At 73.4% G+C, this 23,146-nt stretch carries 13 protein-coding genes and 1 rRNA gene; 11 read left to right on the top strand and 3 right to left on the bottom strand.

Annotated features, from left to right (window positions below; translation table 11 throughout):
• Together rrf and ACFWJ4_RS07345 are read left to right on the top strand one after the other, a co-directional pair.
• Positions 1-87: ribosomal RNA gene (rrf, locus tag ACFWJ4_RS07350) — 5S ribosomal RNA — on the top strand; the annotation flags it as partial.
• Positions 88-146: 59 nt separating this feature from the next.
• The gene (locus ACFWJ4_RS07345; RefSeq protein WP_380540232.1) at positions 147-992 is read left to right on the top strand and encodes a phosphatase PAP2 family protein; all 846 of its coding nucleotides are present in this window, start codon (positions 147-149) and stop codon (positions 990-992) included.
• Between the two features lie 20 nt (positions 993-1,012).
• On the opposite strand, the gene ACFWJ4_RS07340 is transcribed toward ACFWJ4_RS07345, so the two are convergent.
• Together ACFWJ4_RS07340 and ACFWJ4_RS07335 are read right to left on the bottom strand one after the other, a co-directional pair.
• On the bottom strand, positions 1,013-1,576 hold the full coding sequence (locus ACFWJ4_RS07340) for a GPR1/FUN34/YaaH family transporter (RefSeq protein ID WP_359913905.1): 564 nt from the start codon (positions 1,574-1,576) through the stop codon (positions 1,013-1,015).
• A gap of 328 nt (positions 1,577-1,904) precedes the next feature.
• Complete coding sequence (locus ACFWJ4_RS07335) at positions 1,905-4,466, bottom strand: SpoIIE family protein phosphatase (RefSeq protein ID WP_380540228.1); 2,562 nt, start codon at positions 4,464-4,466, stop codon at positions 1,905-1,907.
• Positions 4,467-4,947: 481 nt separating this feature from the next.
• On the opposite strand from ACFWJ4_RS07335, the gene ACFWJ4_RS07330 reads away from it, so the two are divergent.
• From ACFWJ4_RS07330 to ACFWJ4_RS07290, 9 genes are all read left to right on the top strand, one after another.
• Positions 4,948-9,549, top strand: a complete 4,602-nt coding sequence (locus tag ACFWJ4_RS07330) for a HAMP domain-containing protein (protein ID WP_380540225.1) — start codon at positions 4,948-4,950, stop codon at positions 9,547-9,549.
• A gap of 294 nt (positions 9,550-9,843) precedes the next feature.
• Entirely contained in the window at positions 9,844-10,482 is a 639-nt protein-coding gene (locus tag ACFWJ4_RS07325; RefSeq protein ID WP_359913916.1) for a response regulator, read from the top strand.
• 145 nt (positions 10,483-10,627) lie between these two features.
• Positions 10,628-13,303: a DNA translocase FtsK gene (locus ACFWJ4_RS07320; RefSeq protein ID WP_380540222.1), complete on the top strand. Its 2,676-nt coding sequence runs from the start codon at positions 10,628-10,630 to the stop codon at positions 13,301-13,303.
• A 281-nt stretch (positions 13,304-13,584) separates the two neighbouring features.
• The gene (locus ACFWJ4_RS07315; RefSeq protein WP_380540219.1) at positions 13,585-14,448 is read left to right on the top strand and encodes a helix-turn-helix domain-containing protein; all 864 of its coding nucleotides are present in this window, start codon (positions 13,585-13,587) and stop codon (positions 14,446-14,448) included.
• A gap of 96 nt (positions 14,449-14,544) precedes the next feature.
• A complete protein-coding gene (gene rimO, locus ACFWJ4_RS07310) occupies positions 14,545-16,065 on the top strand; it encodes a 30S ribosomal protein S12 methylthiotransferase RimO (RefSeq protein ID WP_380540216.1) in 1,521 nt (506 codons plus the stop codon).
• Entirely contained in the window at positions 16,062-16,700 is a 639-nt protein-coding gene (gene pgsA, locus ACFWJ4_RS07305; protein ID WP_380540214.1) for a CDP-diacylglycerol--glycerol-3-phosphate 3-phosphatidyltransferase, read from the top strand. Before rimO ends, pgsA begins: the two co-directional genes overlap by 4 nt.
• A 68-nt stretch (positions 16,701-16,768) precedes the next feature.
• Positions 16,769-17,230: a CinA family protein gene (locus tag ACFWJ4_RS07300; RefSeq protein WP_359913911.1), complete on the top strand. Its 462-nt coding sequence runs from the start codon at positions 16,769-16,771 to the stop codon at positions 17,228-17,230.
• A gap of 318 nt (positions 17,231-17,548) precedes the next feature.
• Positions 17,549-17,917, top strand: a complete 369-nt coding sequence (locus ACFWJ4_RS07295) for a helix-turn-helix transcriptional regulator (protein ID WP_359913890.1) — start codon at positions 17,549-17,551, stop codon at positions 17,915-17,917.
• Between the two features lie 55 nt (positions 17,918-17,972).
• Positions 17,973-18,281, top strand: coding sequence for a hypothetical protein (locus ACFWJ4_RS07290; protein ID WP_380540211.1), 309 nt, complete (start codon positions 17,973-17,975; stop codon positions 18,279-18,281).
• An 84-nt stretch (positions 18,282-18,365) separates the two neighbouring features.
• On the opposite strand, the gene ACFWJ4_RS07285 is transcribed toward ACFWJ4_RS07290, so the two are convergent.
• Complete coding sequence (locus ACFWJ4_RS07285) at positions 18,366-23,075, bottom strand: ATP-dependent helicase (RefSeq protein ID WP_380540208.1); 4,710 nt, start codon at positions 23,073-23,075, stop codon at positions 18,366-18,368.
• Positions 23,076-23,146 lie beyond the last annotated feature (71 nt).

Below are 23,146 nucleotides of genomic sequence, written 5' to 3'. Positions count from 1 at the left end.
GGTTACATTCCGAACCCGGAAGCTAAGCCTTACAGCGCCGATGGTACTGCAGGGGGGACCCTGTGGGAGAGTAGGACGCCGCCGAACAATTATTCCGAAAAGCCCCTTCCCGACCGGGAAGGGGCTTTTTGCGTTACCCTCTGCCAATGCAGAACCTGACCCTGACCTGGCAGTCCGCCGGGGCCGCCGCCGTCGGCCTCCACGCGGGCGCGTACGCCGCGGCGAAGGGCCGGAAGCCGGCGCTGTCCGCGCTGCTGCGGGAGGCCGGCACGCTGCTGGCGCTGTTCGCGCTCTGGCAGCTGGTCGGGCACCTCTCGGTGATGAGTACGGACCACGCGCTGGACCGCGCGAGCTGGATCCACCACACCGAGCAGGTGGTCGGGCTGCCGGACGAGGCGTCCTGGCAGCGGGCGGTCACGCCGTACCCGGTGCTGGTGAGGCTGGCGAACTACTACTACGCGGCCATGCACTTCGCGGTGATGCTGGGTGTGCTGCTCTGGGTGTTCGTGCGGCACCGCGAGCGCTACGCGTGGGTGCGCAACACGGTGGTGATCACGACCGCGGTCTGCCTGCTGGTGCAGTTCATCCCGGTGGCGCCGCCGCGGATGCTGCCGGAGAGCGGTTTCGTCGACGTGGCCGCCCAGTACGGGCAGTCGGTCTACGGCGGCGCGGTCGGCGGTGTGGTGGTGGCCGATCAGCTGTCGGCGATGCCCTCGGTGCACGTCGCCTGGTGCGTGCTGGCGGCGGTCGCGGTGATCCGGGTGTCGCGCAGTTCACTGCGATGGGTGATGGTGCTGCATCCGGTGCTGACGGTGGCCGTGGTGGTGGTGACGGCGAACCACTTCTGGTTGGACGGCATCGTGGCGGTGGTGATCCTGCTCCTCGCCTACGCCGTGCTGGCGCTGGCGGCACGCCGACGGGGCCGGGCCTCCGTCGGGACGGAGGCCCGGCCCCGCGGCACCGCCGAGGAGCAGCTGGAGCAGGTGGGCTGACCGAGGTCGTTCCCGGCCGGTTACTTGACCGGCAGGGCGATCTTTCCCCAGGAGCCGTTGCTCAGTGCGGAGGTGGCCCAGTACCAGGCGGCCAGCCCGGAGACGGCCGCGATCCAGCCGGCGACCTTGGCCAGACCGCCGTAGCCGCCGAAGGTGGCGATGGCGGAGAGCAGCAGGGAGACCGTCAGCAGGCCGTAGACGGCGCGGCCGAGCAGGCCCGAACCCCAGCTCGCGGCGGTGAGGGTGAGGGCGAGCAGGGCCCACAGCAGCAGGAAGAGTCCGGCGGCGTTCTTGCCCGCCCCTGCGGCCGTTGACCAGGTCGCCCAGAAGGCGCCGAGGGTGGTGAAGGCGGTTCCGGTGAAGCCCTCGCCGCCGCGGAGTTGCCAGAGGCCCGCGATGAAGAGGGTGACGCCGCCGAGGATATGGGCGAGGTGGGCCGCGTTCCCGGCTCCGGCGCCGTGCAGGATGCCGGTGGAGAGCAGGCCGTAGGCGAGCAGTGTGAGACCGAGCGCGAGGTAGCCGAGGTTACCCGCGTCGGCTCCGGTGGAGCGGGCGTTCGTTGCCCCGGAAGCGTCGTTGCTCACCGGAGGCTCCTTTCACTCTGGGCGCGCGCAGGGCGCAGTGACGCTGTGGTGTCGTCTCGATGAGTGGATGCGCGCGACCGCGCCGAAGGCGCACGGTTGTGAGTGTGCGCGGGCCGCGGTCGGAAGTGAGGGGCCATCGGAAGTGGTGGGCCAGCGGAGCGCCGCTGGTCGTGCCCCCGCCGGAGGGAATCTCCGGTGAGATCGGTCTACCCGACCCCGTTTCGCTTGTACCCTTGTGAATATAACAATTTGTGACTGCGTCAGCACGGCGCCGGCACGGCACCGACGCCGCGCCGACACTCGCCGGCATGCGCCGCCCGCCGGACGCTCAGGTCTTGCGCTGGGTGGGCACCCGGAGGGTCAGGATCGCCATGTCGTCGGACGGCGGCTCCGGGGCGAAGCGTTCGACCGCACGCTGCACCCTCGCCGCGACCGCCCCGGCGGTCAGGCCGGTACAACCGGTGAGCACCTCGGCGAGGCCGTCGTCGCCCAGCATCCGCCGGCCCTCGCGGCGCTCGGTGACCCCGTCGGTGACACAGAGCAGGACCTCGCCGGGGGCGAGCACCAGGTGCTCGGCGGTGAGGTCGAGGTCGTCCATGACGCCGAGCAGCGGCTGCGGGGTGGCGGCCCGGTCGACCTGGCCGTCGGTGCGCAGCCGCAGCGGCAGCGGGTGGCCGGCGCAGACCAGGGAGAGCTCGGTGCTGCCGTCCGGGCGGGGCGTCAGCTCGCCGTAGAGCAGGGTGAGGAAGCGGCTGCGCGAACCCTCGTCCAGGATGGCCGCGTTGAGCCGGCGCAGCACCTGCGGGGCGTCCAGGCCCTCGCGGGCGAGGAGCCGCAGCGAGTGCCGGGCCAGGCCGGTGACCGAGGCGGCCTCGGGGCCGGTGCCGCAGACGTCGCCGATGGCGAAGCCGTAGGTGCCCTCGCGGATGGTGAACAGGTCGTAGAAGTCGCCGCCGACCTCGTTGCCCTCGCCGGCGGCCTGGTAGTAGACGTCCACCTCGACGCCGGGGATCTCCGGCAGGTCCGGCGGGAGCAGGCTGCGCTGGAGGGCCTGGCTGGTGGCGGTGCGCTCGGAGTAGAGGCGGGAGTTGTCCAGGGCGAGGGCGGCCCGGCGGGAGAGGTCCTCGGCGAGTTCGAGGATCTCCTGGCGGAATCCGACGCCGGCCGGGACCCCGAGCACCAGCAGGCCGATGACGCGGTTGCGGGCGGTCAGTGCGAGGACGACGGTCTCGCCGAGCAGGCCGGCGAGTTCCGGGCTGTCGGCGAGGCCGCCCGCCTCGGCGGACTCGGCGAGGGCCGTCCAGAACCGGACGCCGTGGGCGGGGCCGGCCTCCGGTACGGGCGTCTTGTCGAGCAGGTCGCGCAGCGGGTCGATGCGGTCCTCGTCCTCGTGCAGGACGAAGGCGAGCCTGGCCGGTGAGGAGCGGTCGGCGGTGGTGTAGACGGCACACCAGGAGGCGAGGGTGGGGACGGCCATCTGGGCCATCAGCGCGAGGGTCTGCTCGTGTTCGAGGGTGCCGGCCAGCAGGTCGGAGGCCTCGACCAGGAAGGAGAGCGAGCCGCGGCGCAGCTGTTCGAGCTCGGTCAGCCGGGTGCTCTCGACGGCGAGGGCGACCCGGTCGGCGGCGAACTGCAGGCGCAGCGCGTCCTCGTTGTCGTAGCGGCCGGGCACGGCGGCGGCGATGCCCAGCGAACCGATCAGCCGGCCCTCGACCTTGAGCGGGACGGTGATCAGGGAGCGCATGCCGCTGTCGGAGAGCAGTGGCAGGCCGGTGGGCCGGGCGGAGAGGTCCTCGTGGACGGAGGGCAGCCGGGCGGAGTCGTAGCGGTTGCCGGTGCCGACCGGGAAGCGGGTGTGCCTGCGGTGTCCGGAGGTGAGGCCGGTGGCGGCGCGGACCTCGAACTCGGCCTCGTCGTCGGTGGTGAGCAGCAGGTACGCGGCGTCGCCGTCGAGCAGGTCGCGGGCGCGTTCGACGGTGCGCTGGAGCAGGGTGTCGAGGTCGTCGGTGGCGACCGGGCCGGCCAGCAGGTCGAGTCGGGGGCCGGCCGGGTCGGGGCGCTCGCCGGGCAGGGCCCGGGCGGGGGAGCGCAGCACCGCGCGGTCGGGTTCGAGGACCAGCAGGCAGAGGGTGGAGGGGACGCCCTCGGTGTCGCGCAGCCGGACCTGGACGCCGTACACCTCGACCTCCTGGCCGTCCTGGCGTCGGATGCCGTAGCCGCCCTCCCAGCGGGCCATCCGCAGGGTGTCGGTCAGGCCGAGGCCGCGGGCGGGGGACTGGGGCCAGACCGCGAGGTCGGCCCAGGGGCGGCCGAGGACGGCCGCGGCGGGGTGCTGGAAGAGCGCCTCGGCGTCCGGGTTCCAGGCCAGCACCCGGCCGTCCTCGTCGAGCTGGACGACGGCGACGCGCACCGGGCCGGGGCCGCTGGGCAGATCGCTGCCGGGGGTCGCGGGAACGGCGTAGCGGGTCCCGGACACGTGTACGGGCAGCGCGAGGCGGAACCAGACGGTCTTGCGGCCGGCCGCGTACTCGACGCCCCACCGCTCCGAGAGGGCGGAGCACATCAGCAGGCCGCGACCGCCCTCGCCGTCCGGGTCGGCGTAGCGGTCGGAGCCGGTGACCGGACCGTCGCCGAGCGAGGGCAGGCCGCGCTCGGGGTGGTGGTCGGTGACCTCGATCCGGACGCTCTCCTCCTCGCGCAGGCAGCAGACCTCCGCGGCGGTGCCGGCGTGCACGACGGCGTTGGTGACGAGCTCGCTGACCAGCACGACCGCGTCGTCGACGACCTCGGGCAGGCCCCAGCCGAGCAGCGCGTCCCGGACGAACCCCCGTGCGGCGGCCGCGGACCGGCCGTCGGGATCGAAGGTGGCGGCTGCGCGCGCGGTGACCACGTTGCCACTTCTCCTCTGCTGCTCTTGCCCTGGCTGTCCGGGGTGCGGCGCCGAATCCCCGTGCGCGCCGTCGGGGTGAGCGGCGGCGCTGGGTCGGGTCGTGGCCCGGTGCAGCGCTCCACCCTACTTTCCGCTTGGTTCCCCGTGGGGACGGGGAGTCGAAACAGGCACCTGAGGGTGATTCTGCCCACCTGTTTCGGACGGTGCGGTACGAACCGAGCGCAACCGGCCGTGCACCCGGTGCCGGTGCTGCCAGACTGGGGGGTCCGCGACGGCCGGTGCGAGCAGTACGGTCGTGTGGGTGCCGGCGCGTCGCGGACCGTCGGCACGCAGCCCAGCCGGGCCGGTGCCCGGGTGCGTGCCGCACCGGCACGGTCGGTCACCGGACAGTTCACGATGTGGGAGGGGCCCGTTGAGTTCGGCCACCAAGGACGCAACCGGAACGACGCCGCCCACTGCGCGCGGTGGACGCCCCGGGGCCGTGCCGCGGAACGCGGCCGGCCGACGGGCGCCGGGCCACAATCGTGGCGCGGAGCCCGCCGAGCTGCGCAAGCTGCTGTCGGCGCTGACCGCGATGAGGGACGGCAACTTCCGCCGCCGGCTGACCGTCCCGGGGGACGGGCCGCTGGCCGAGATCGCCGCGGTGTTCAACGAGGTCGCCGAGCGCAACCAGCACCTGACCGGTGAACTGGCGAGGGTCCGGCGCGCGGTGGGCCGCGAGGGCCGGCTGAACGAGCGGCTGGAGACCGGCGCGGGCGAGGGCGCCTGGATGGCGGCGGTCGACAACTGCAACGCGCTGATCGACGACCTGGCCCGCCCGATGGCCGAGGTGGGCCGGGTGCTCACCTCGATCGCCGAGGGCGACCTGGACCAGAAGATGGAGCTGCGCTCGCTGCACAGCAACGGGGTGAGCCACCCGCTGCGCGGCGAGTACCTGAAGATCGGGCGGACCGTCAACGGGCTGGTGGACCAGCTCTCCGAGTTCACCGACGAGGTGACCCGGGTGGCCCGCGAGGTCGGTACCGAGGGCAAGCTCGGCGGCCAGGCCAAGGTCCGCAGCGTGTCCGGCAGTTGGAAGGACCTGGCGGACTCGGTCAACACCATGGCGGGCCGGCTGACCGCCCAGGTGCGCAACATCGCCCAGGTGACCACGGCGGTGGCCAAGGGCGATCTGTCCCGCAAGGTCACCGTCGAGGTGGCCGGCGAGATGCTGGAGCTGAAGAACACCGTCAACACGATGGTCGACCAGCTGAACGGGTTCGCCGCCCAGGTCACCACGGTGGCCCGGGACGTGGGGACGGAGGGCCGGCTCGGCGGGCAGGCCCAGGTGCCGGGCGTGGCCGGGGTCTGGCGGGACCTGACCGACTCGGTGAACTTCATGGCGAACAACCTGACCGGCCAGGTGCGCAACATCGCCCAGGTGACGACCGCGGTCGCCAAGGGCGACCTGTCGCAGAAGATCGAGGTGGACGCGCGCGGGGAGATGCTGGAGCTGAAGAACACCATCAACACGATGGTCGACCAGCTCTCCGGCTTCGCCGAGCAGGTGACCCGGGTGGCCCGTCAGGTGGGCACCGAGGGCCGGCTCGGCGGTCAGGCGCAGGTGCCCTGGGCGGCCGGGGTCTGGCGGGACCTGACCGACAACGTCAACTTCATGGCGAACAACCTCACCGATCAGGTGCGCAACATCGCCCAGGTGACGACCGCGGTCGCCAAGGGCGACCTGTCGCAGAAGATCCAGGTGGACGCGCGCGGGGAGATCCTCGAGCTGAAGAACACCATCAACACGATGGTGGACCAGCTGGGCGCCTTCGCGGACGAGGTGACCCGGGTCGCCCGGGACGTGGGCACCGAGGGCATCCTCGGCGGCCAGGCCAGCGTGCCCGGCGTGGCCGGGATCTGGAAGGACCTGACCAACTCCGTCAACCTGATGGCCAACAACCTGACCAGCCAGGTCCGGAACATCGCCGAGGTGACCACGGCGGTGGCGCGCGGCGACGTCTCCAAGAAGATCACCGTCGACGCCCGGGGCGAGATCCTGGAGCTGGTGACGACCGTCAACACGATGGTGGACCAGTTGTCGGCGTTCGCCGACGAGGTGACCCGGGTGGCCCGCGAGGTGGGCACCGAGGGCATCCTGGGCGGCCAGGCCCGGGTGCGCGGGGTGTCGGGCATCTGGAAGGACCTGACCGACAACGTCAACTTCATGGCGTCGAACCTGACCGGACAGGTGCGCAACATCGCCGAGGTCGCCGGTGCGGTGGCCCGCGGCGACCTCTCCAAGAAGATCGCCATCGACGCCCAGGGCGAGGTGGCGGCACTCGCCGCGACCCTCAACACCATGGTCGACCAGCTGTCCTCCTTCGCGGTGGAGGTCACCCGGGTGGCCCGCGAGGTCGGCACCGACGGCACCCTGGGCGGCCAGGCCAGCGTGCCGGGCGTGGCCGGCATCTGGAAGGACCTGACCGACAACGTCAACCAGATGGCCAACAACCTCACCGGCCAGGTGCGGAACATCGCGCTGGTGATCACCGCGGTGGCCCGCGGCGACCTCTCGCAGAAGATCGACGTCGACGCGCGCGGCGAGATCCTCCAGCTCAAGACCAACATCAACACCATGGTCGACCAGCTGTCGGCCTTCGCCGACGAGGTGACCCGGGTGGCCCGCGAGGTGGGCACCGACGGGCGGCTCGGCGGCCAGGCCCGGGTGCCCGGCGTGGACGGCACCTGGCAGGACCTCACCGAGTCGGTGAACGAGCTGGCCAACAACCTGACCCGGCAGGTGCGCGCGATCGCCCAGGTCGCCACCGCGGTCACCAGGGGCGACCTGAGCCTGCGGATCGACGTGGACGCCGCGGGCGAGCTCGACGAGCTCAAGGACAACATCAACCAGATGATCGCCAACCTGCGCGAGACCACCCGCACCAACCAGGAGCAGGACTGGCTCAAGACCAACCTGGCCCGGATCTCCGGTCTGCTCCAGGGCCGCCGGGACCTGGAGGCGGTCGCCTCGCTGATCATGACCGAGCTGACCCCGGTGGTCTCCGCCCAGCACGGAGCCTTCTTCCTCGCCCAGCCGGCCGGCCGCACCGCCGAGCTGATCACCGAGGACGACGACGAGAACGACACCGTGCTGCGCCTGATCGGCAGCTACGGCTACCAGCGGCGGGCGATGCCGACCACCTTCCGCCCCGGCGAGTCGCTGATCGGCCAGGCCGCGGTGGAGAAGCGGGCGATCATCCTCAAGGAGGCGCCGCCCGGGTACCTGAAGATCGCCTCCGGGCTCGGCGAGGCCTCCCCGGCCCACATCGTGGTGCTGCCGGTGCTGTTCGAGGGCCGGCTGCTGGGCGTGATCGAACTGGCCACCTTCAGCTCCTTCACCACCGTCGCGCTGGACTTCCTGAACCAGATCGCGGACCTCATCGGCGTCACGGTCAACACCATCAGCGTCAACACCAAGACCGAGGGCCTGCTGCTGGAGTCCCAGCGTCTCACCGCCGAACTCTCGATGCGGTCCGCCGAGTTGGAGGCACGCCAGGAGGAACTGGAGCGCACCAACGAGGAGTTGCAGGAGAAGGCCGAGCAACTCGCCCAGCAGAACCGCGACATCGAGATCAAGAACGGCGAGATCGAAGAGGCCCGGCAGGTCCTGGAGGAGCGCGCCGAGCAGCTCGCCCTGGCCTCCCGGTACAAGAGCGAGTTCCTCGCCAACATGTCGCACGAGCTGCGCACCCCGCTCAACTCGCTGCTGATCCTGGCCAAGCTGCTCTCCGACAACAACGAGGGCAACCTGTCGCCGAAGCAGGTCGAGTTCGCCGACACCATCCACGGCGCCGGCTCCGACCTGCTCCAGCTGATCAACGACATCCTCGACCTGTCCAAGGTCGAGGCGGGCAAGATGGACGTCCGCCCGGCCCGGATCGCGCTGGTCCAGCTGGTCGACTACGTCGAGGCCACCTTCCAGCCGGTCGCGCTGGACAAGAACCTGGACTTCGCCGTCCGGGTCTCGCCCGCCCTGCCGGTCACCCTGCACACCGACGAGCAGCGGCTCCAGCAGGTGCTGCGCAACCTGATCTCCAACGCGGTGAAGTTCACCGACGCCGGAGCCGTCGACTTCTCCATCCGCCCGGCCGGCCGGGAGGTCCCGCAGGACGTGCGCGAGCGGCTGCTGGAGTCCGGCTCGATCCAGGGCCCGGACGACGAGCTGATCGCCTTCGCGGTCTCCGACACCGGCATCGGCATCCCCGGGAACAAGCTGCGCGAGATCTTCGAGGCCTTCAAGCAGGCCGACGGCACCACCAGCCGCAAGTACGGCGGCACCGGCCTCGGCCTGTCCATCAGCCGCGAGATCGCCCGGCTGCTCGGCGGCGAGATCCACGCCGAGAGCGAGCTGGGCAAGGGCTCGACCTTCACGCTCTACCTGCCGCTGCGCACCGAGGCCCCGGAGGCCGTCGGCGACCCCCGCTCGACCGTGCCGGCCGGCCTGGCGCCGCGCGCCTCGGTCGGGGTGACCCCGGTGGGCCTGCCGGTGCCGGTCGGCGAGAACCCGGCCGACCACTGGGCCCAGGAGGTCCGCGAGCTGGCCGAGGAGCGCCGCCGCGGCGCGGTGGAGCGCCGGCGCAGTGCCGCCCTGGAGAGCGCCGCCGGACCGCGGACGGTGGAGCCCCTCCAGCCCCGCCCGGTCAACGGCGACCGGCGCTTCGACGGCCAGCAGGTGCTGATCGTGGACGACGACGTCCGCAACGTGTTCGCGCTCACCAGCGTGCTGGAGCAGCACGGCCTGACCGTCCTGTACGCCGAGAACGGCCGCGAGGGCATCGAGATGCTGGAGCAGCACGAGAACGTGGCGCTGGTCCTGATGGACATCATGATGCCGGAGATGGACGGCTACGCGACCACCGAGGCGATCCGCCGGATGCCCCAGTTCGCGGGCCTGCCGATCATCGCGCTGACCGCCAAGGCGATGAAGGGCGACCGGGAGAAGTCGCTGCAGGCGGGTGCCACCGACCACATCACCAAGCCGGTGGAGACCGACCACCTGCTGTCGGTCATGCGCGAGTGGCTGAACGCGGACCGCGCGTGATCGCGGGGGGAGGCGTGAAGCCCGGTCCGGGCCCCGGGGTTCACGTCGGCCGGTCGGCCGGTTTGCTGGCGGTCGGGCCCGGGAACCGGGTAGGGTCACCGATCGTTGCGAACAGTGACCGGATGGCGACACGCTGCTGAGCGTGCGCCGGAGCACTGGCTGCGCGCCGCCCCGGATCGGGTCACGACGGGGCGATGTGCCGGGCGAGGGGGTGCGGCTAGCATGACCGGGGTAGCGGTGGGCAGTACGCGGGTGCCTGCACCGGGCGGCAGGCAGGCGACAGGAGGGCGAGCCCTGATGCAGAAGGCCAAGATCCTCCTGGTCGACGACCGACCGGAGAACCTGCTGGCGCTGGAGGCGATCCTCTCGGCCCTGGACCAGACACTGGTCCGTGCGGCCTCGGGTGAGGAGGCGCTGAAGGCGCTGCTCACCGACGACTTCGCGGTGATCCTGCTGGACGTCCAGATGCCGGGGATGGACGGCTTCGAGACCGCCGCCCACATCAAGCGCCGCGAGCGCACCCGGGACATCCCGATCATCTTCCTGACCGCGATCAACCACGGCCCGCACCACACCTTCCGCGGCTACGCGGCCGGCGCGGTGGACTACATCTCCAAGCCCTTCGACCCGTGGGTGCTGCGCGCCAAGGTCTCCGTCTTCGTCGACCTGTACGCGAAGAACTGCCAGCTGAAGGAGCAGGCCGCGCTGCTGCGCCTGCAGCTGGAGGAGGGCGGCGACGAGCGGGCCCTCGGCGGGGCGCTGCTGGGTGAGCTGTCCGCGCGGCTGGCGGCGGTCGAGGAGCAGGCGGAGGCGCTCGGCAAGCAGCTGGACGGGGGCGAGGACGCCGGGGTGGCCGCCACCGCGGCACACCTGGAGCGCAAGCTCGCCGGGCTGCGCCGGGCCCTGGACGCGATGCGCCCGGGCAGTTCCTGATCCCTGCCGGGGTTCACCCGTCCGGGTGGTCCGGTGTGGCGACCGGGTGAATCCCGGTCAGGGTGACGGTGTGTCTGCGACACGTCCCGGCGCCCGGGCTCGGGCACATGTGCAGTGGTCGCCGGCCCCGGTAGGCTGCTGACCCATGGCCACTCGCACGCCCGGGAACGCAGCACGTAAGTCGAGTCCGGGAGCGTCCGGGAAGGCCGCGGCGAAGGCCCCGGGCAAGCCGCCCGCGAAGAAGGCGGCGGCCGGGAAGGCGGCTCCCGCGAAGAAGGCGGCGGCCAAGCCGGCCGCACCCGCGCCGCCGAAGCCGTCCAGATCGGTGCTGATGGGCGCGCTCAACGCTCTGGCCAGCCCGATCGCGGCGATCTTCCGGGGCTTCGGCGACGGCGCCAAGAACCTGCATCCGGACCACCGCAAGGACGGCGTGGGCCTGCTGCTGTTCGCGCTCGCGCTGGTGACCGCGGCCGGCACCTGGTTCAGCCCGCAGGGCTGGCTGGGGGAGGGGGCCACCGCCGTGGTGTCCGGGCTGTTCGGCCGGCTCGACGTGCTGGTGCCGTTCCTGCTGGCCGCGATGGCGATCAGGCTCTGGCGTCATCCGGAGCTGCCGGAGGCCAACGGGCGGATCATGATCGGGCTGAGCGCGCTGCTGGTCGGCGTCCTCGGCCTGGTCCACATCGGCTGCGGCGCGCCCATGATGGGCAGCGGCGCCTCCCGGATAAGGGCGGCCGGCGGAATCATCGGCTGGGCCGCGTCCACCCCGATGATGGCCGCCGCCGGGCCGGCGCTCGCCGTGCCGCTGCTCCTGCTGCTGGCCTTCTTCGGCCTGCTGGTGGTCACCGCCACCCCGATCAACCGGATCGGCGAGCGGGTGCGGGGGATCGGCATACGGCTGGGTGTGGTCGAGCCCGGGCCGGAGGACGAGCGGTGGGGGCGCGCGCCGGAGCGCGAGCTGTCCACCGACCCGCCGGAGGACGCCGACCCCGACGCGCTGCCGTTCACCGTGGACACCGGCGGTGACGACCCCTCGGACGAGGTGGCCGCCCGTCGGCGCCGCCGCCGGCGCAAGCCCGCCGAGGAGCCGGAGGATGCCGAGCGGATCTCCCTGGACAAGGAGCCGCTGGACCCGTACGCCACCCGCGACCTCGCCGCCGGCGCGGCCGCGGACCTGGACGGCGCCCTGGTCTACGGCGTACCCGCCTCCTCCGCGGTGGCGGACATGATGCACCAGGTGCAGGACCGCACCGCCCCGCCGGAGGAGGCCGCCGTCCCCGCCGCCCGCAGCGGCGGCCCGGGCGCGCCCGAGGAGCACGGCGCGGCGCCGGTGCGGATGGAGCAGCTGCAGTTCGGCGAGGGCGTCACCTACGCCCTGCCCTCGCTCGACCTGCTGGAGCGCGGCGGCCCGGCCAAGGCCCGCAGTGCCCTCAACGACGAGGTGGTCGCCCAGCTCACCGGCACCTTCGCCGAGTTCAAGGTGGACGCCAAGGTCACCGGCTTCACCCGGGGGCCGACGGTCACCCGCTACGAGGTCGAGCTCGGCCCGGCCGTCAAGGTGGAGCGGATCACCGCTCTCGCCAAGAACATCGCGTACGCGGTGGCCAGCCCGGATGTGCGGATCATCAGCCCGATCCCCGGAAAGTCCGCGGTCGGGATCGAGATCCCCAACCGGGACCGCGAGATGGTCAACCTCGGCGACCTGCTGCGCTCGCGCACGGCCGCCGAGGACACCCACCCGATGGTCGTCGGCATGGGCAAGGACGTCGAGGGCCACACCGTGATGGCCAACCTCGCCAAGATGCCGCACATCCTGGTGGCCGGCGCGACCGGTGCGGGCAAGTCCTCCTGCATCAACTGCCTGATCACCTCGATCCTCGCCCGGGCCACCCCGGACGAGGTGCGGATGGTGCTGGTCGACCCCAAGCGGGTCGAGCTGACCGCGTACGAGGGCATCCCGCATCTGATCACGCCGATCATCACCAACCCCAAGAAGGCCGCCGAGGCCCTCCAGTGGGTGGTGCGCGAGATGGACATGCGCTACGACGACCTCGCGGCGTTCGGCTTCCGGCACGTGGACGACTTCAACGCGGCGGTGCGGGCCGGCAAGGTCACCCCGCCGCTCGGCAGCGAGCGCGAGCTGACGCCGTACCCGTACCTGCTGGTGATCGTCGACGAGCTGGCCGACCTGATGATGGTCGCGCCGCGCGACGTCGAGGACTCGGTGGTCCGGATCACCCAGCTGGCCCGCGCGGCCGGCATCCACCTGGTGCTCGCCACCCAGCGGCCCTCGGTGGACGTGGTCACCGGCCTGATCAAGGCCAACGTGCCGTCCCGGCTGGCCTTCGCGACCTCCGCGATGGCCGACTCCCGGGTCATCCTGGACCAGCCCGGCGCCGAGAAGCTGATCGGCAAGGGCGACGCGCTCTTCCTGCCGATGGGCGCCAGCAAGCCGATCCGCATGCAGGGCGCGTTCGTCACCGAGGCGGAGATCGCCAGGGTGGTGCAGCACTGCAAGGACCAGCTGACCGCCGTCTACCGGGACGACGTGACGGTCGGGGGCGGGCCGAAGAAGGAGATCGACGAGGAGATCGGCGACGACCTGGACCTGCTGATCCAGGCGGCCGAGCTGGTGGTCTCCACCCAGTTCGGCTCGACCTCGATGCTCCAGCGCAAGCTCCGGGTCGGCTTCGCGAAGGCGGGCCGGCTGATGGACCTGATGGAGTCGCGCGGGATCGTCGGTCCGAGCGAGGGCTCCAAGGCCCGCGACGTGCTGGTGAAGCCTGACGAGCTGGACGGGGTGCTGATCACCCTTCGGGGCTGACGGCCGGGCCCGGTCGGGGCCCGGCCCGTGTCCTGGGCGAGGTGTCACTCGTTCGGAGGAGGGTAGGCGCCGCGTGGGGAACCGAACGTGCGTACACCGCGTCACACCGCGGAAAGCGGACCCCGCGTTCCCCGCGCGGCCGCGCTGACGGCCCGTCGGCGCGGTGCCGGACCCCGGTCGGACCGGGAGTGCGCATTCGGCCCGTTCCGCTTGAGAAACGATCCGCCCACGCCCCTAGACTGTTCCCCAGCAGGTGGCCATCCGCTCGAAAGGCGTGCCCCGTGACCATCGGCAAGTCCTCCGACCGCGAGAACACCATGCCGTCCCTCGAACCGGCCGACGACGTGGTGCAGGCGGCCGATGCCCCGAGCATCGGCCGGGTGCTGTCCACCGCCCGGATCGACGCGGGGCTCACGGTGGACCAGGTGAGTACCGCCACCCGGGTCCGGGTGCCGATCGTCCATGCCATCGAGGCGGACGACTTCGCCCGCTGCGGCGGCGACTTCTACGCCCGCGGGCACATCCGCCTGATCGCCCGGGTGGTCGGTCTGGACGGCGAGGCGCTGGTCGCCCGGTACGACGCCGCGCACGGCGGCCCGCCCGCCGCCAGGCGCCCGGCGACCCAGCTGATCGACAGCGGCCCGATCAAGGTGCCCCGCCGCGGCCGGCCGAACTGGGCGGCCGCCATGGTCGCCGCGATCGTCGCCGTGGTCGCGCTGATCGGCTTCAACCTGGTCAGCGGCACGGGCGGGCGCGGCACCACCGGCTCGGCCAGCGCGCCGCTGCCCAGCGGCTCGGGGACCGGCTCGGTGGCCCCCGCCGCCACGCCCGCCGTCCAGCCGCCGGCTCCCGTGCCCAGCGCCGCCGCGATCGCCGCCGTCCCGGCCGACAAGGTCACCGTGAAGCTGGTCGCCGAGGGCACCAGCTGGGTCTCGGCGATGGACGGCAGCGGAAAATCGCTGTTCCAGAACAACATCAGCAACGGCCAGGACCAGACCTTCACCGACCCCCGGCAGATCAAGCTGGTGCTCGGCAACGGCGGGGCCGTGCACGCGTACGTCAACGGGAAGGACCTCGGCCTCCTCGGCAAGGACGGCCAGGTGGTGCACGTCACGTACACCCCCGGAGACCCGCAGGCTGGCTGACCACAGGGGCCGGACGGCCCGTTGATGATCAGCTGATCCGAGGCGCGCGGACTCCGGGGCCAACGGCACCGGAGCCCGCGCGTTAATCTTGGGCCTATGCCTGAACGCCGCACTGTCGCCCTTGTCACGCTCGGATGCGCCCGCAACGAGGTGGACTCCGAGGAACTCGCCGGGCGACTGGAAGCCGACGGCTGGTTGCTCGTCGACGACGCCGCCGAAGCGGACGTCGCCGTGGTCAACACCTGCGGCTTCGTCGAGGCCGCCAAGAAGGACTCCGTGGACGCCCTGCTGGAGGCCAACGACCTCAAGGGGCACGGTCGCACCCAGGCCGTCGTCGCGGTCGGCTGCATGGCCGAGCGGTACGGCAAGGAGCTCGCCGACGCGCTGCCCGAGGCCGACGGCGTGCTCGGCTTCGACGACTACACCAACATCTCCGACCGCCTGCAGACGATCCTCTCCGGCGGCCACCACGCCCCGCACCTGCCGCGCGACCGCCGCAAGCTGCTGCCGGTCAGCCCGGCCGAGCGGCAGTCCGCCGCCGAGGCCGTCGCGCTGCCCGGCCACGGCGCCGAGGCCCCCGCCGAGCCGATCACCGACCTGCCCGACGGCCTCGCCCCCGCCTCCGGCCCGCGCACCCTGCGCAAGCGGCTGGACGACAACCCGGTGGCCTCGGTCAAGCTCGCCTCCGGCTGCGACCGCCGCTGCTCCTTCTGCGCCATCCCGGCCTTCCGCGGCTCCTTCATCTCCCGGCGTCCCTCCGACGTGCTGAACGAGGCCCAGTGGCTGGCCGGGCAGGGCGTGCGCGAGATCGTCCTGGTGAGCGAGAACAACACCTCGTACGGCAAGGACCTCGGCGACATCCGGCTGCTGGAGACGCTGCTCGGCGAGATCGCCGCGATCGAGGGCGTCGAGCGGGTCCGGGTCTCCTACCTCCAGCCGGCCGAGATGCGCCCGGGCCTGATCGACTCGATGACCGGGACCGCCGACGTGGTGCCCTACTTCGACCTGTCCTTCCAGCACTCGGCACCCGCCGTGCTGCGCCGGATGCGCCGCTTCGGCTCCACCGACCAGTTCCTGGAACTGCTGGGGACCATCCGCGGCAAGGCCCCGCAGGCCGGCGCCCGGTCCAACTTCATCGTCGGCTTCCCCGGTGAGACCGAGGAGGACTTCGCCGAGCTGGAGCGCTTCGTCACCCACGCCGGGCTGGACGCGATCGGCGTCTTCGGCTACTCGGACGAGGACGGCACCGAGGCCGCGACCTACGACGGCAAGCTCGCCGAGGACGTGATCGCCGACCGCCTGGACCGGCTGAGCCGGCTGGCCGAGGAGATGACCGCCCAGCGGGCCGAGCAGCGGATCGGCACCGAGGTCGAGGTGCTGATCGAGTCGATCGAGGACGGCGTGGTCGAGGGCCGCTCCGCCCACCAGGCCCCGGAGACCGACGGCCTGACCACCCTCACCGGCGTCGAGGCGCCCGTGATCGGCCAGTTCTGGCGGGCCAAGGTGGTCGCCAGCGAGGGCGTCGACCTGATCGCCGAGGCGATGGAGCAGGTGCGACCGCCCAGGACCCCGGGCGCCGAGGTCGCGGGGGCCACGGTCTCGGGAGTCGGGGAATGACCAAGGGGCCCGTCGCCCCGGCCGCGGCCCACCCGGGCAGACCGGTGGCCGCGGCGGCGTCCGCCCCGGGGGTCTGGAACATCGCCAACGTGCTCACGATGGTCCGGGTGCTGCTGGTGCCGGTCTTCGTGGCCCTGCTGTTCGCCGACGACGGGCACAACCCCAAGTGGCGCGCGGTCGCCTGGGCGGCGTTCGCGATCGCGATGATCACCGACCTGTTCGACGGCGAGCTCGCCCGGCGCAAGGGCCTGGTCACCGACTTCGGCAAGATCGCCGACCCGATCGCCGACAAGGCGATCATGGGCTCGGCGCTGATCGGCCTCTCGGTGCTCGGCGACCTGCCCTGGTGGGTCACCGTGGTGATCCTGGCCCGCGAGCTCGGCATCACGCTGATGCGCTTCTGGGTGATCCGCTACGGCGTCATCCCGGCCAGCCGCGGCGGCAAGCTCAAGACGCTCACCCAGGGCACCGCGGTCGGCATGTACGTGCTGCCGCTGACCGGCTGGCTGGCCACCGGGCGGGCCGTGCTGATGGGCCTGGCGGTACTGCTGACCGTCGCCACCGCGCTGGACTACATCGGACAGGCGGTGCGACTGCGCCGCGAGGGACAGGCCGCGGCCCGGGCCGGCCGCTGAGCGACGGGGGAGACCGGGTGGCGGAGCGGGACGTGGCGCAGCGGGACGCGGCGCAGCGGGACTACGAGCTGGCCGAGCGGGCGCACGCCGCGCTGCGGGCCGAGGGCGGCACGCTCGCGGTCGCCGAATCGCTGACCGGGGGTCTGCTGGCCGCCGCGCTGGTGGACGTCCCCGGGGCGTCCGCGACCTTCCGGGGCTCGGTCACCGCGTACGCGACCGAACTGAAGGCCTCGGTGCTCGGGGTCGACGAGGGCCTGCTGGACGTGTACGGGCCGGTCCATCCGGTGGTGGCCCGGCAGATGGCCGAGGGCGTGCGCGGATTGCTGGGGGCCACGTACGGGCTCGCGACGACCGGGGTGGCCGGGCCGGACCCGCAGGACGGGCGGCCGGTGGGCACGGTGCACCTGGCGGTCGCCGGCCCGGGGGGAACTCTGGTCAGTTCTCCCCTGCTGTCGGGCGGTCGTGCCACAATCCGTCACGGGGCGGTGACCGCGGCGCTGGAGCTGCTGGTCGGTCGGTTCGCACGGTAGGAGCCCGCCGGGCGGGGATCTCCACCGAACCGGGATCCGGCGATCCGGTGCGCGGGTATGGGACAGCTGGAGGATCGTGTTACATCCAACACCCTGGTTGGGCAGAAACCAGGTGGCGAACGAGTTGCGTGACGGTGGCGGGGCGGGTCGCGACGGGTACCACGAAGGGCCCGCGAACCCCGGTACGACACCGGAACGAGGAGGGGGACGGCCTTGCAGCCCAGAGTGAACACGACCAGGGTCCCCGCACGCGAAGCGGGCAAGGCGGTACGGTGGGGTCGTGACATCTCGATCCGCAGTCCGAGGAGGGAGGCACCGATGATCCTGCTTCGTCGCCTACTGGGCGATGTACTGCGTCGGCAGCGCCAGCGCCAGGGCCGCACACTCCGCGAGGTGTCGGCGGCCGCCAGGGTTTCGCTCGGATACCTCTCCGAGGTCGAGCGGGGACAGAAGGAGGCGTCCTCGGAGCTGCTCTCCGCCATCTGCGACGCACTCGATGTCCGGATGTCCGAGGTCATGCGCGAGGTCAGCGACGAACTGTCGCTCGCCGAACTTGCGGCGATGGCCACCCTCTCCGAAGGTGATCTGCTGAGGCCGGTACTCGAACCGGTTCCGCTGCCCGCCCCCGGCGCCGACCGGGCGACCCTGTCGCCCAAGGCCGCCGCGATGGACGTGGTCGCCGCCTGATCCCGGCCTCGACTCCCGGGCGCCCCTGCCCGGGGCGAGCGAAGGGAGGGCGGTCGTGCGAACAGACGCGCAGACGCGCCCGACGGCCCGAATACGGGCCCGGGCGCGGCTGTCCACCCGGATACGGCGTCCGGTGCGCCGGCTGCTGGCGCTCTCGGCGGCCGGGCTCGCCTGGTGGCTCCTGGTGGTCCGGGGGCAGTTGACCGACGGTGCGGTGCTGGGGCTGCTCGCGGCCGGCGGCTGGGGACTCGGTCTCATCCCGGTCCACGCCGACTGGAACGCGACCGGACCGGCCCGGCGTCCGCGCGCGGAGCCGGTGGCACCGGTGGAGCCGGTGGAGGTACAGCCGCCGCCGACCGGGTGATTCGACGGGGCCGGAGGCCGCGGGGCCCGACCCCGCGGCCTCCGGCCTTTCGGCGTTCCCCGCGGCGGGGCCGGAACCGCGCGGTCAGGGGCGCAGACGCAGGCCGCGCGGGGTGGCGTGGAAACCGGCCTCCTCCAGGGCGCGGCCGAGATCCGAGCCGAGGGCGGGCTCGCCGTTGGCCCGCTCGACCGTCACGCTGCCGAGCGCGCCCTCCCGGACGGCGGCCGCGAGCGCCCCGGCCGCCAGCGCCAGGGTGGCTCCGTCCTGCGGCCAGGCCAGCAGGGACTTGCCGCCGCGCTCGACGTACAGCGCCGGCTCGCCGTCCACCAGGACCACCAGGGCGCCCGCCTTGCGCCCCGGGCGGTGGGCGGTGGACTCCTTGCCGCCGGGGGCGGTGGGCGGCTCGGGCCAGGGCAGGGCGGCGCCGTACGCGTTGGCCGGGTCCGCGGCCGCCAGCACCAGCGTCTGCGGCGGCTCACCCACCGGGGCGGCCGGCCACTCGGCGGCCCGGGCCCGCTCCAGCCGGCCGTTCACCGAGCGCAGCCGGTCCGCCGCGCCCTCCATGGCGAACTGGGCGCCGCCCAGGCCCTCGACGAAGTAGCCCCGGCGGGCCCGGCCGCGCTCCTCCATCGCGGCGAGCACCCGGTAGACGCCGGCGAAGCCGCCGGGCACCCGTTCGGCCGCCACCGTGCCCCGGGTGAGCAGGCCGTGCCGGTCCAGCAGGCTCTGCGCCCGGGCGGTGGCCCGGACCGTCGGGTCGGCGGCGAAGGCGGGCAGCAGCGACCACCGGCCGGCCACCGTCGGCGGGCCGCTGCGCAGGGCGCCGCCGACCCGGCCGAAGGCGCGGCCGGCGCCGCCGTAGCGGCCGCGCGGGGTGGACCTCGGCGCGCGGTGGGCGGTGGCGCCCGCCGTCCGGCCGGAGCCGAGCAGGGCGCGCAGCGGGGCGAGGGTGTCGTTGGTGACGTGACCGGCCCAGACCAGGTCCCAGAGCGCCTCGACGATCTCCGCCTCGGCGGTCTCCTCCGGCAGCTGCTGGACGAGCTGGCGGAAGAACAGGCCGTAGCCGCCGGCCAGCGCGGACATCAGGGCGCTGTGCACCGGGGTGAGCGCGGGCGGAACGGGCTCGGGGCGCAGCAGGTGGGCGTTCTCGGCGAGGTGCAGGCTGAGCCAGCCGTCCTTGCCGGGAAGCGCGCCGGCCCCGCACCAGCCGACCTCGCCGGCCGCCATCAGCTCGTCCAGCAGGCCGGGGGAGTAGTCGGTGAGCCGGGCCGGGAGGATCAGCTTCTCCAGCGCGGAGGCGGGCAGGGCGGTGCCCTGGAGCTGCTCGACCACCCGCAGCAGGCCGTCCGGGCCGCGCAGCCGGTGGCCGGACAGGTGCTGCCACTGCGGCAGGAAGGCGGCCAGGGCGCGCGGCGGGACCGGCTCGACCTCCTGGCGCAGGGCCGCCAGCGAGCGGCGGCGCAACCGGCGCAGCACCTCGGCGTCGCACCACTCGGGGGCGGTGTGGCTCTCGGCGGGCCTGAAGCGGCCCTGGACCAGACGGCCGGCGGCGGTCAGGCGGTGCAGGGTGCCGGCGACCACGGCGCCGCCCAGGCCGTAGCGGGCGGCGGCCTCCGCGGCGGTGAACGGGCCGTGGGTGCGGGCGTGGCGGGCGATCAGATCGCCCAGCGGATCCTTGACCGGTTCGGTGAAGGCCTCCGGGACACCCACCGGCAGCGGCGTGCCCAGCGCGTCGCGCAGCCGTCCGGCGTCCTCGATCGCGGTCCAGCGCTGCTCGCCGGCGATCCGGACCTGGATCACCCGGCGGGCCGCCTCCAGCTCCAGGGCCCAGAGCGGATCGGCGCCGCGGAGCGTCAACTCGGCCTCGGTGAGCGGGCCGAGCAGGCGCAGGGCGTCGGCGACACCCTCGGCGTCCTTGATCCGGCGCTCGGGGGTGAGGCGCTGGAGCTCGGCCTCCAGCTCGGTGAGCACCTGCGGGTCGAGCAGTTCGCTCAGTTCGGCCTGGCCGAGGAGTTCGGACAGCAGCCGGGAGTCGAGCGAGAGGGCGGCGGCACGGCGTTCGGCGAGCGGGGTGTCGCCCTCGTAGAGGAACTGGGCGACGTAGCCGAACAGCAGCGAGCGGGCGAAGGGCGAGGGCTCCGGGGTGGTGACCTCGACCAGGCGGACGGCGCGGGACTCCAGATCGCCCATCAGCTCGACCAGTCCGGGGACGTCGAACACGTCCTGCAGGCACTCCCGGACGGCCTCCAGGACGATCGGGAACGAGCCGTACTCGGAGGCGACTTCGAGCAACTGGGCGGCGCGCTGGCGCTGCTGCCAGAGCGGGGTGCGGCGGCCGGGGCTGCGGCGGGGGAGCAGCAGGGCGCGGCCGGCGCACTCCCGGAAGCGGGAGGCGAACAGGGCGGAGCCGCCGACCTGGTCGGTGACCAGCTGCTCGATCTCGCCGGGGTCGAACAGGGCGGCGTCGGCGCCGACCGGCGCCTCGTCCGGGACCGCCTGCTCCGGGGGGCCGCCGAAGTCGAAGTCGGCGGCCAGCAGGTCGGCGTCGGGCAGGCGCAGCACGATGCCGTCGTCGGCGTGCATGACCTGCGGGTCCAGGCCGTGCTTCTCGCGCAGCCGGGCGCCGAGGGCGAGCGCCCAGGGGGCGTGCACCTGGGCGCCGAAGGGGGAGTGGATGACGATCCGCCAGTCGCCGAGCTCGTCCCGGAAGCGCTCGACCACGATGGTGCGGTCGTCCGGGAGGTGGCCGCAGGCGGCGCGCTGCTCGGCCAGGTAGTCCAGCAGGTTGGCGGCCGCCCAGTCGTCCAGGCCGGCCTGCTGGAGGCGCGCGGTGGCGGCCTCGGGCCGGAGAGCGCCCAGTTCGCGGGTGAAGGCGCCGAGGGCGCGGCCGAGTTCGAGCGGACGGCCGAGGGTGTCGCCCTTCCAGAACGGGAGCCGGCCGGGGACGCCGGGAGCCGGGGTGACCAGCACCTTGTCGTGGGTGATCTCCTCGATCCGCCAGGAGGTGGTGCCGAGGGTGAACACGTCGCCGACGCGGGACTCGTAGACCATCTCCTCGTCGAGCTCGCCCACCCGTCGCCCGCCACCGCCCTTCTTCCCCGTCTTCGAATCGGACGCGGTGGTGCCGGCGATGAAGACGCCGAACAGGCCGCGGTCGGGGATGGTGCCGCCGGAGGTGACGGCCAGCCGCTGGGCGCCGGGGCGGCCGGTCACCGTGCCGGCCACCCGGTCCCACACCAGGCGGGGGCGCAGTTCGGCGAAGGCGTCCGAGGGGTAGCGGCCGGCCAGCATGTCGAGCACGGCGTCGAACGCGGACTGCGGGAGGGTGGCGAAGGGGGCGGCGCGGCGGACCACGGCGAGCAGCTCGTCCACCGGCCAGGTGTCCAGGGCCGTCATCGCGACCAGCTGCTGGGCGAGCACGTCCAGCGGGTTGCGCGGGATGCGCAGCGACTCGATCCGGCCGGCCCGCATCCGCTCGGTGACCACGGCGGACTGCACGAGGTCCCCCCGGTACTTGGGGAAGAAGACACCGGTGGAGACGGCGCCGACCTGGTGGCCGGCGCGGCCGACCCGCTGCAGGCCGGAGGCGACCGAGGGCGGGGACTCGACCTGGACGACCAGCTCGACGGCGCCCATGTCGATGCCCAGCTCCAGGCTGGAGGTGGCGACCACGGCGGGCAGCCGGCCGGCCTTCAACTCCTCCTCGACGAGCGACCGCTGCTCCTTGGAGACGGAGCCGTGGTGGGCCCGGGCGATCACCGGGGGCGCGCCCTTGGCCGCGCCCGAGCCGCCCATCAGCTCGGCCGGGGCGTGCGCCCCGGGGACGGCGGTGCCGGTGGCGCGCTCGTAGGCGATCTCGTTCAGCCGGTTGCACAGCCGCTCGGCCAGCCGGCGGGAGTTGGCGAAGACGATGGTCGAGCGGTGCGCCTCGACCAGGTCGACGATCCGCTCCTCGACGTGCGGCCAGATCGACGCCTGCCGCTGCGGGTCGGTGCCGGCGGAGCCGCCGGTGGCCGGGGCGGCGGGCAGGTCGTCCAGGTCGGGGACGGGGACGACCACCGAGAGGTCGAACTCCTTTTCGGAGGCGGGCTGGACCACGGCGGCGCCGCGCCGGGGGCTCAGGAAGCGGGCCACCTCCTCGACCGGGCGGACCGTCGCGGACAGGCCGATCCGGCGGGCCGGGCGGTCCAGCAGCTCGTCCAGCCGCTCCAGGCTGAGCGCGAGGTGCGCGCCGCGCTTGGTGCCGGCGACCGCGTGCACCTCGTCCAGGATCACCGTGTCCACGCCGCGCAGGGCCTCCCGGGAGGCGGAGGTGAGCAGCAGGAACAGCGACTCGGGGGTGGTGATCAGGATGTCCGGCGGGTGGGTCGCGAAGCGGCGGCGGTCGGCGGCCGGGGTGTCGCCGGAGCGGATGGCGACCTGGACCTCCGGTTCGGGCAGGCCGAGCCGGACGGCGGCCTGGCGCAGGCCGGCCAGCGGGGCGCGCAGGTTCCGTTCGACGTCCACCGCGAGCGCCTTGAGCGGCGAGACGTAGAGGACCCGGCAGCGGCGCCTGGGCTCGGCGGGGGGCGGGGTGGTGCTGAGGCGGTCGAGGGCGGAGAGGAAGGCGGCCAGCGTCTTGCCGGAGCCGGTGGGGGCGACCACCAGGACGTCGGTCTCCCGCTGGATGGCCCGCCAGGCCTCGGACTGGGCGGCGGTGGGGGCGGAGAAGGCGCCGGTGAACCAGGCCCGGGTGGCCGGGGCGAAACCGGCCAGGGGGTCGTCGGCGGGCGGGGTCGGGTGCTGGGGCGCCATGCCCCCATGGTGCCGGGTGGGACCGACAAGTGGAGGTGGGCCGGGACGGGGTCCGGGAGGGCGGTGCGGGA

It is taken from the genome of Kitasatospora sp. NPDC127067 (assembly GCF_042724755.1).
GTDB classification, from domain to species: domain Bacteria; phylum Actinomycetota; class Actinomycetes; order Streptomycetales; family Streptomycetaceae; genus Kitasatospora; species Kitasatospora lactacystinica.
The sequence above is the reverse complement of the archived record's forward strand: the minus strand, read 5'-3'. Positions and strand labels throughout refer to the sequence as shown.

Coding starts and splice junctions, on each gene's coding strand:
- ACFWJ4_RS07345 (WP_380540232.1), top strand. CDS start 147: ATGCAGAACCTGACCCTGACCTGGCAGTCCGCCGGGGCCGCCGCCGTC.
- ACFWJ4_RS07320 (WP_380540222.1), top strand. CDS start 10,628: ATGGCCACTCGCACGCCCGGGAACGCAGCACGTAAGTCGAGTCCGGGA.
- rimO (WP_380540216.1), top strand. CDS start 14,545: ATGCCTGAACGCCGCACTGTCGCCCTTGTCACGCTCGGATGCGCCCGC.
- pgsA (WP_380540214.1), top strand. CDS start 16,062: ATGACCAAGGGGCCCGTCGCCCCGGCCGCGGCCCACCCGGGCAGACCG.
- ACFWJ4_RS07295 (WP_359913890.1), top strand. CDS start 17,549: ATGATCCTGCTTCGTCGCCTACTGGGCGATGTACTGCGTCGGCAGCGC.
- ACFWJ4_RS07285 (WP_380540208.1), bottom strand. CDS start 23,075: ATGGCGCCCCAGCACCCGACCCCGCCCGCCGACGACCCCCTGGCCGGT.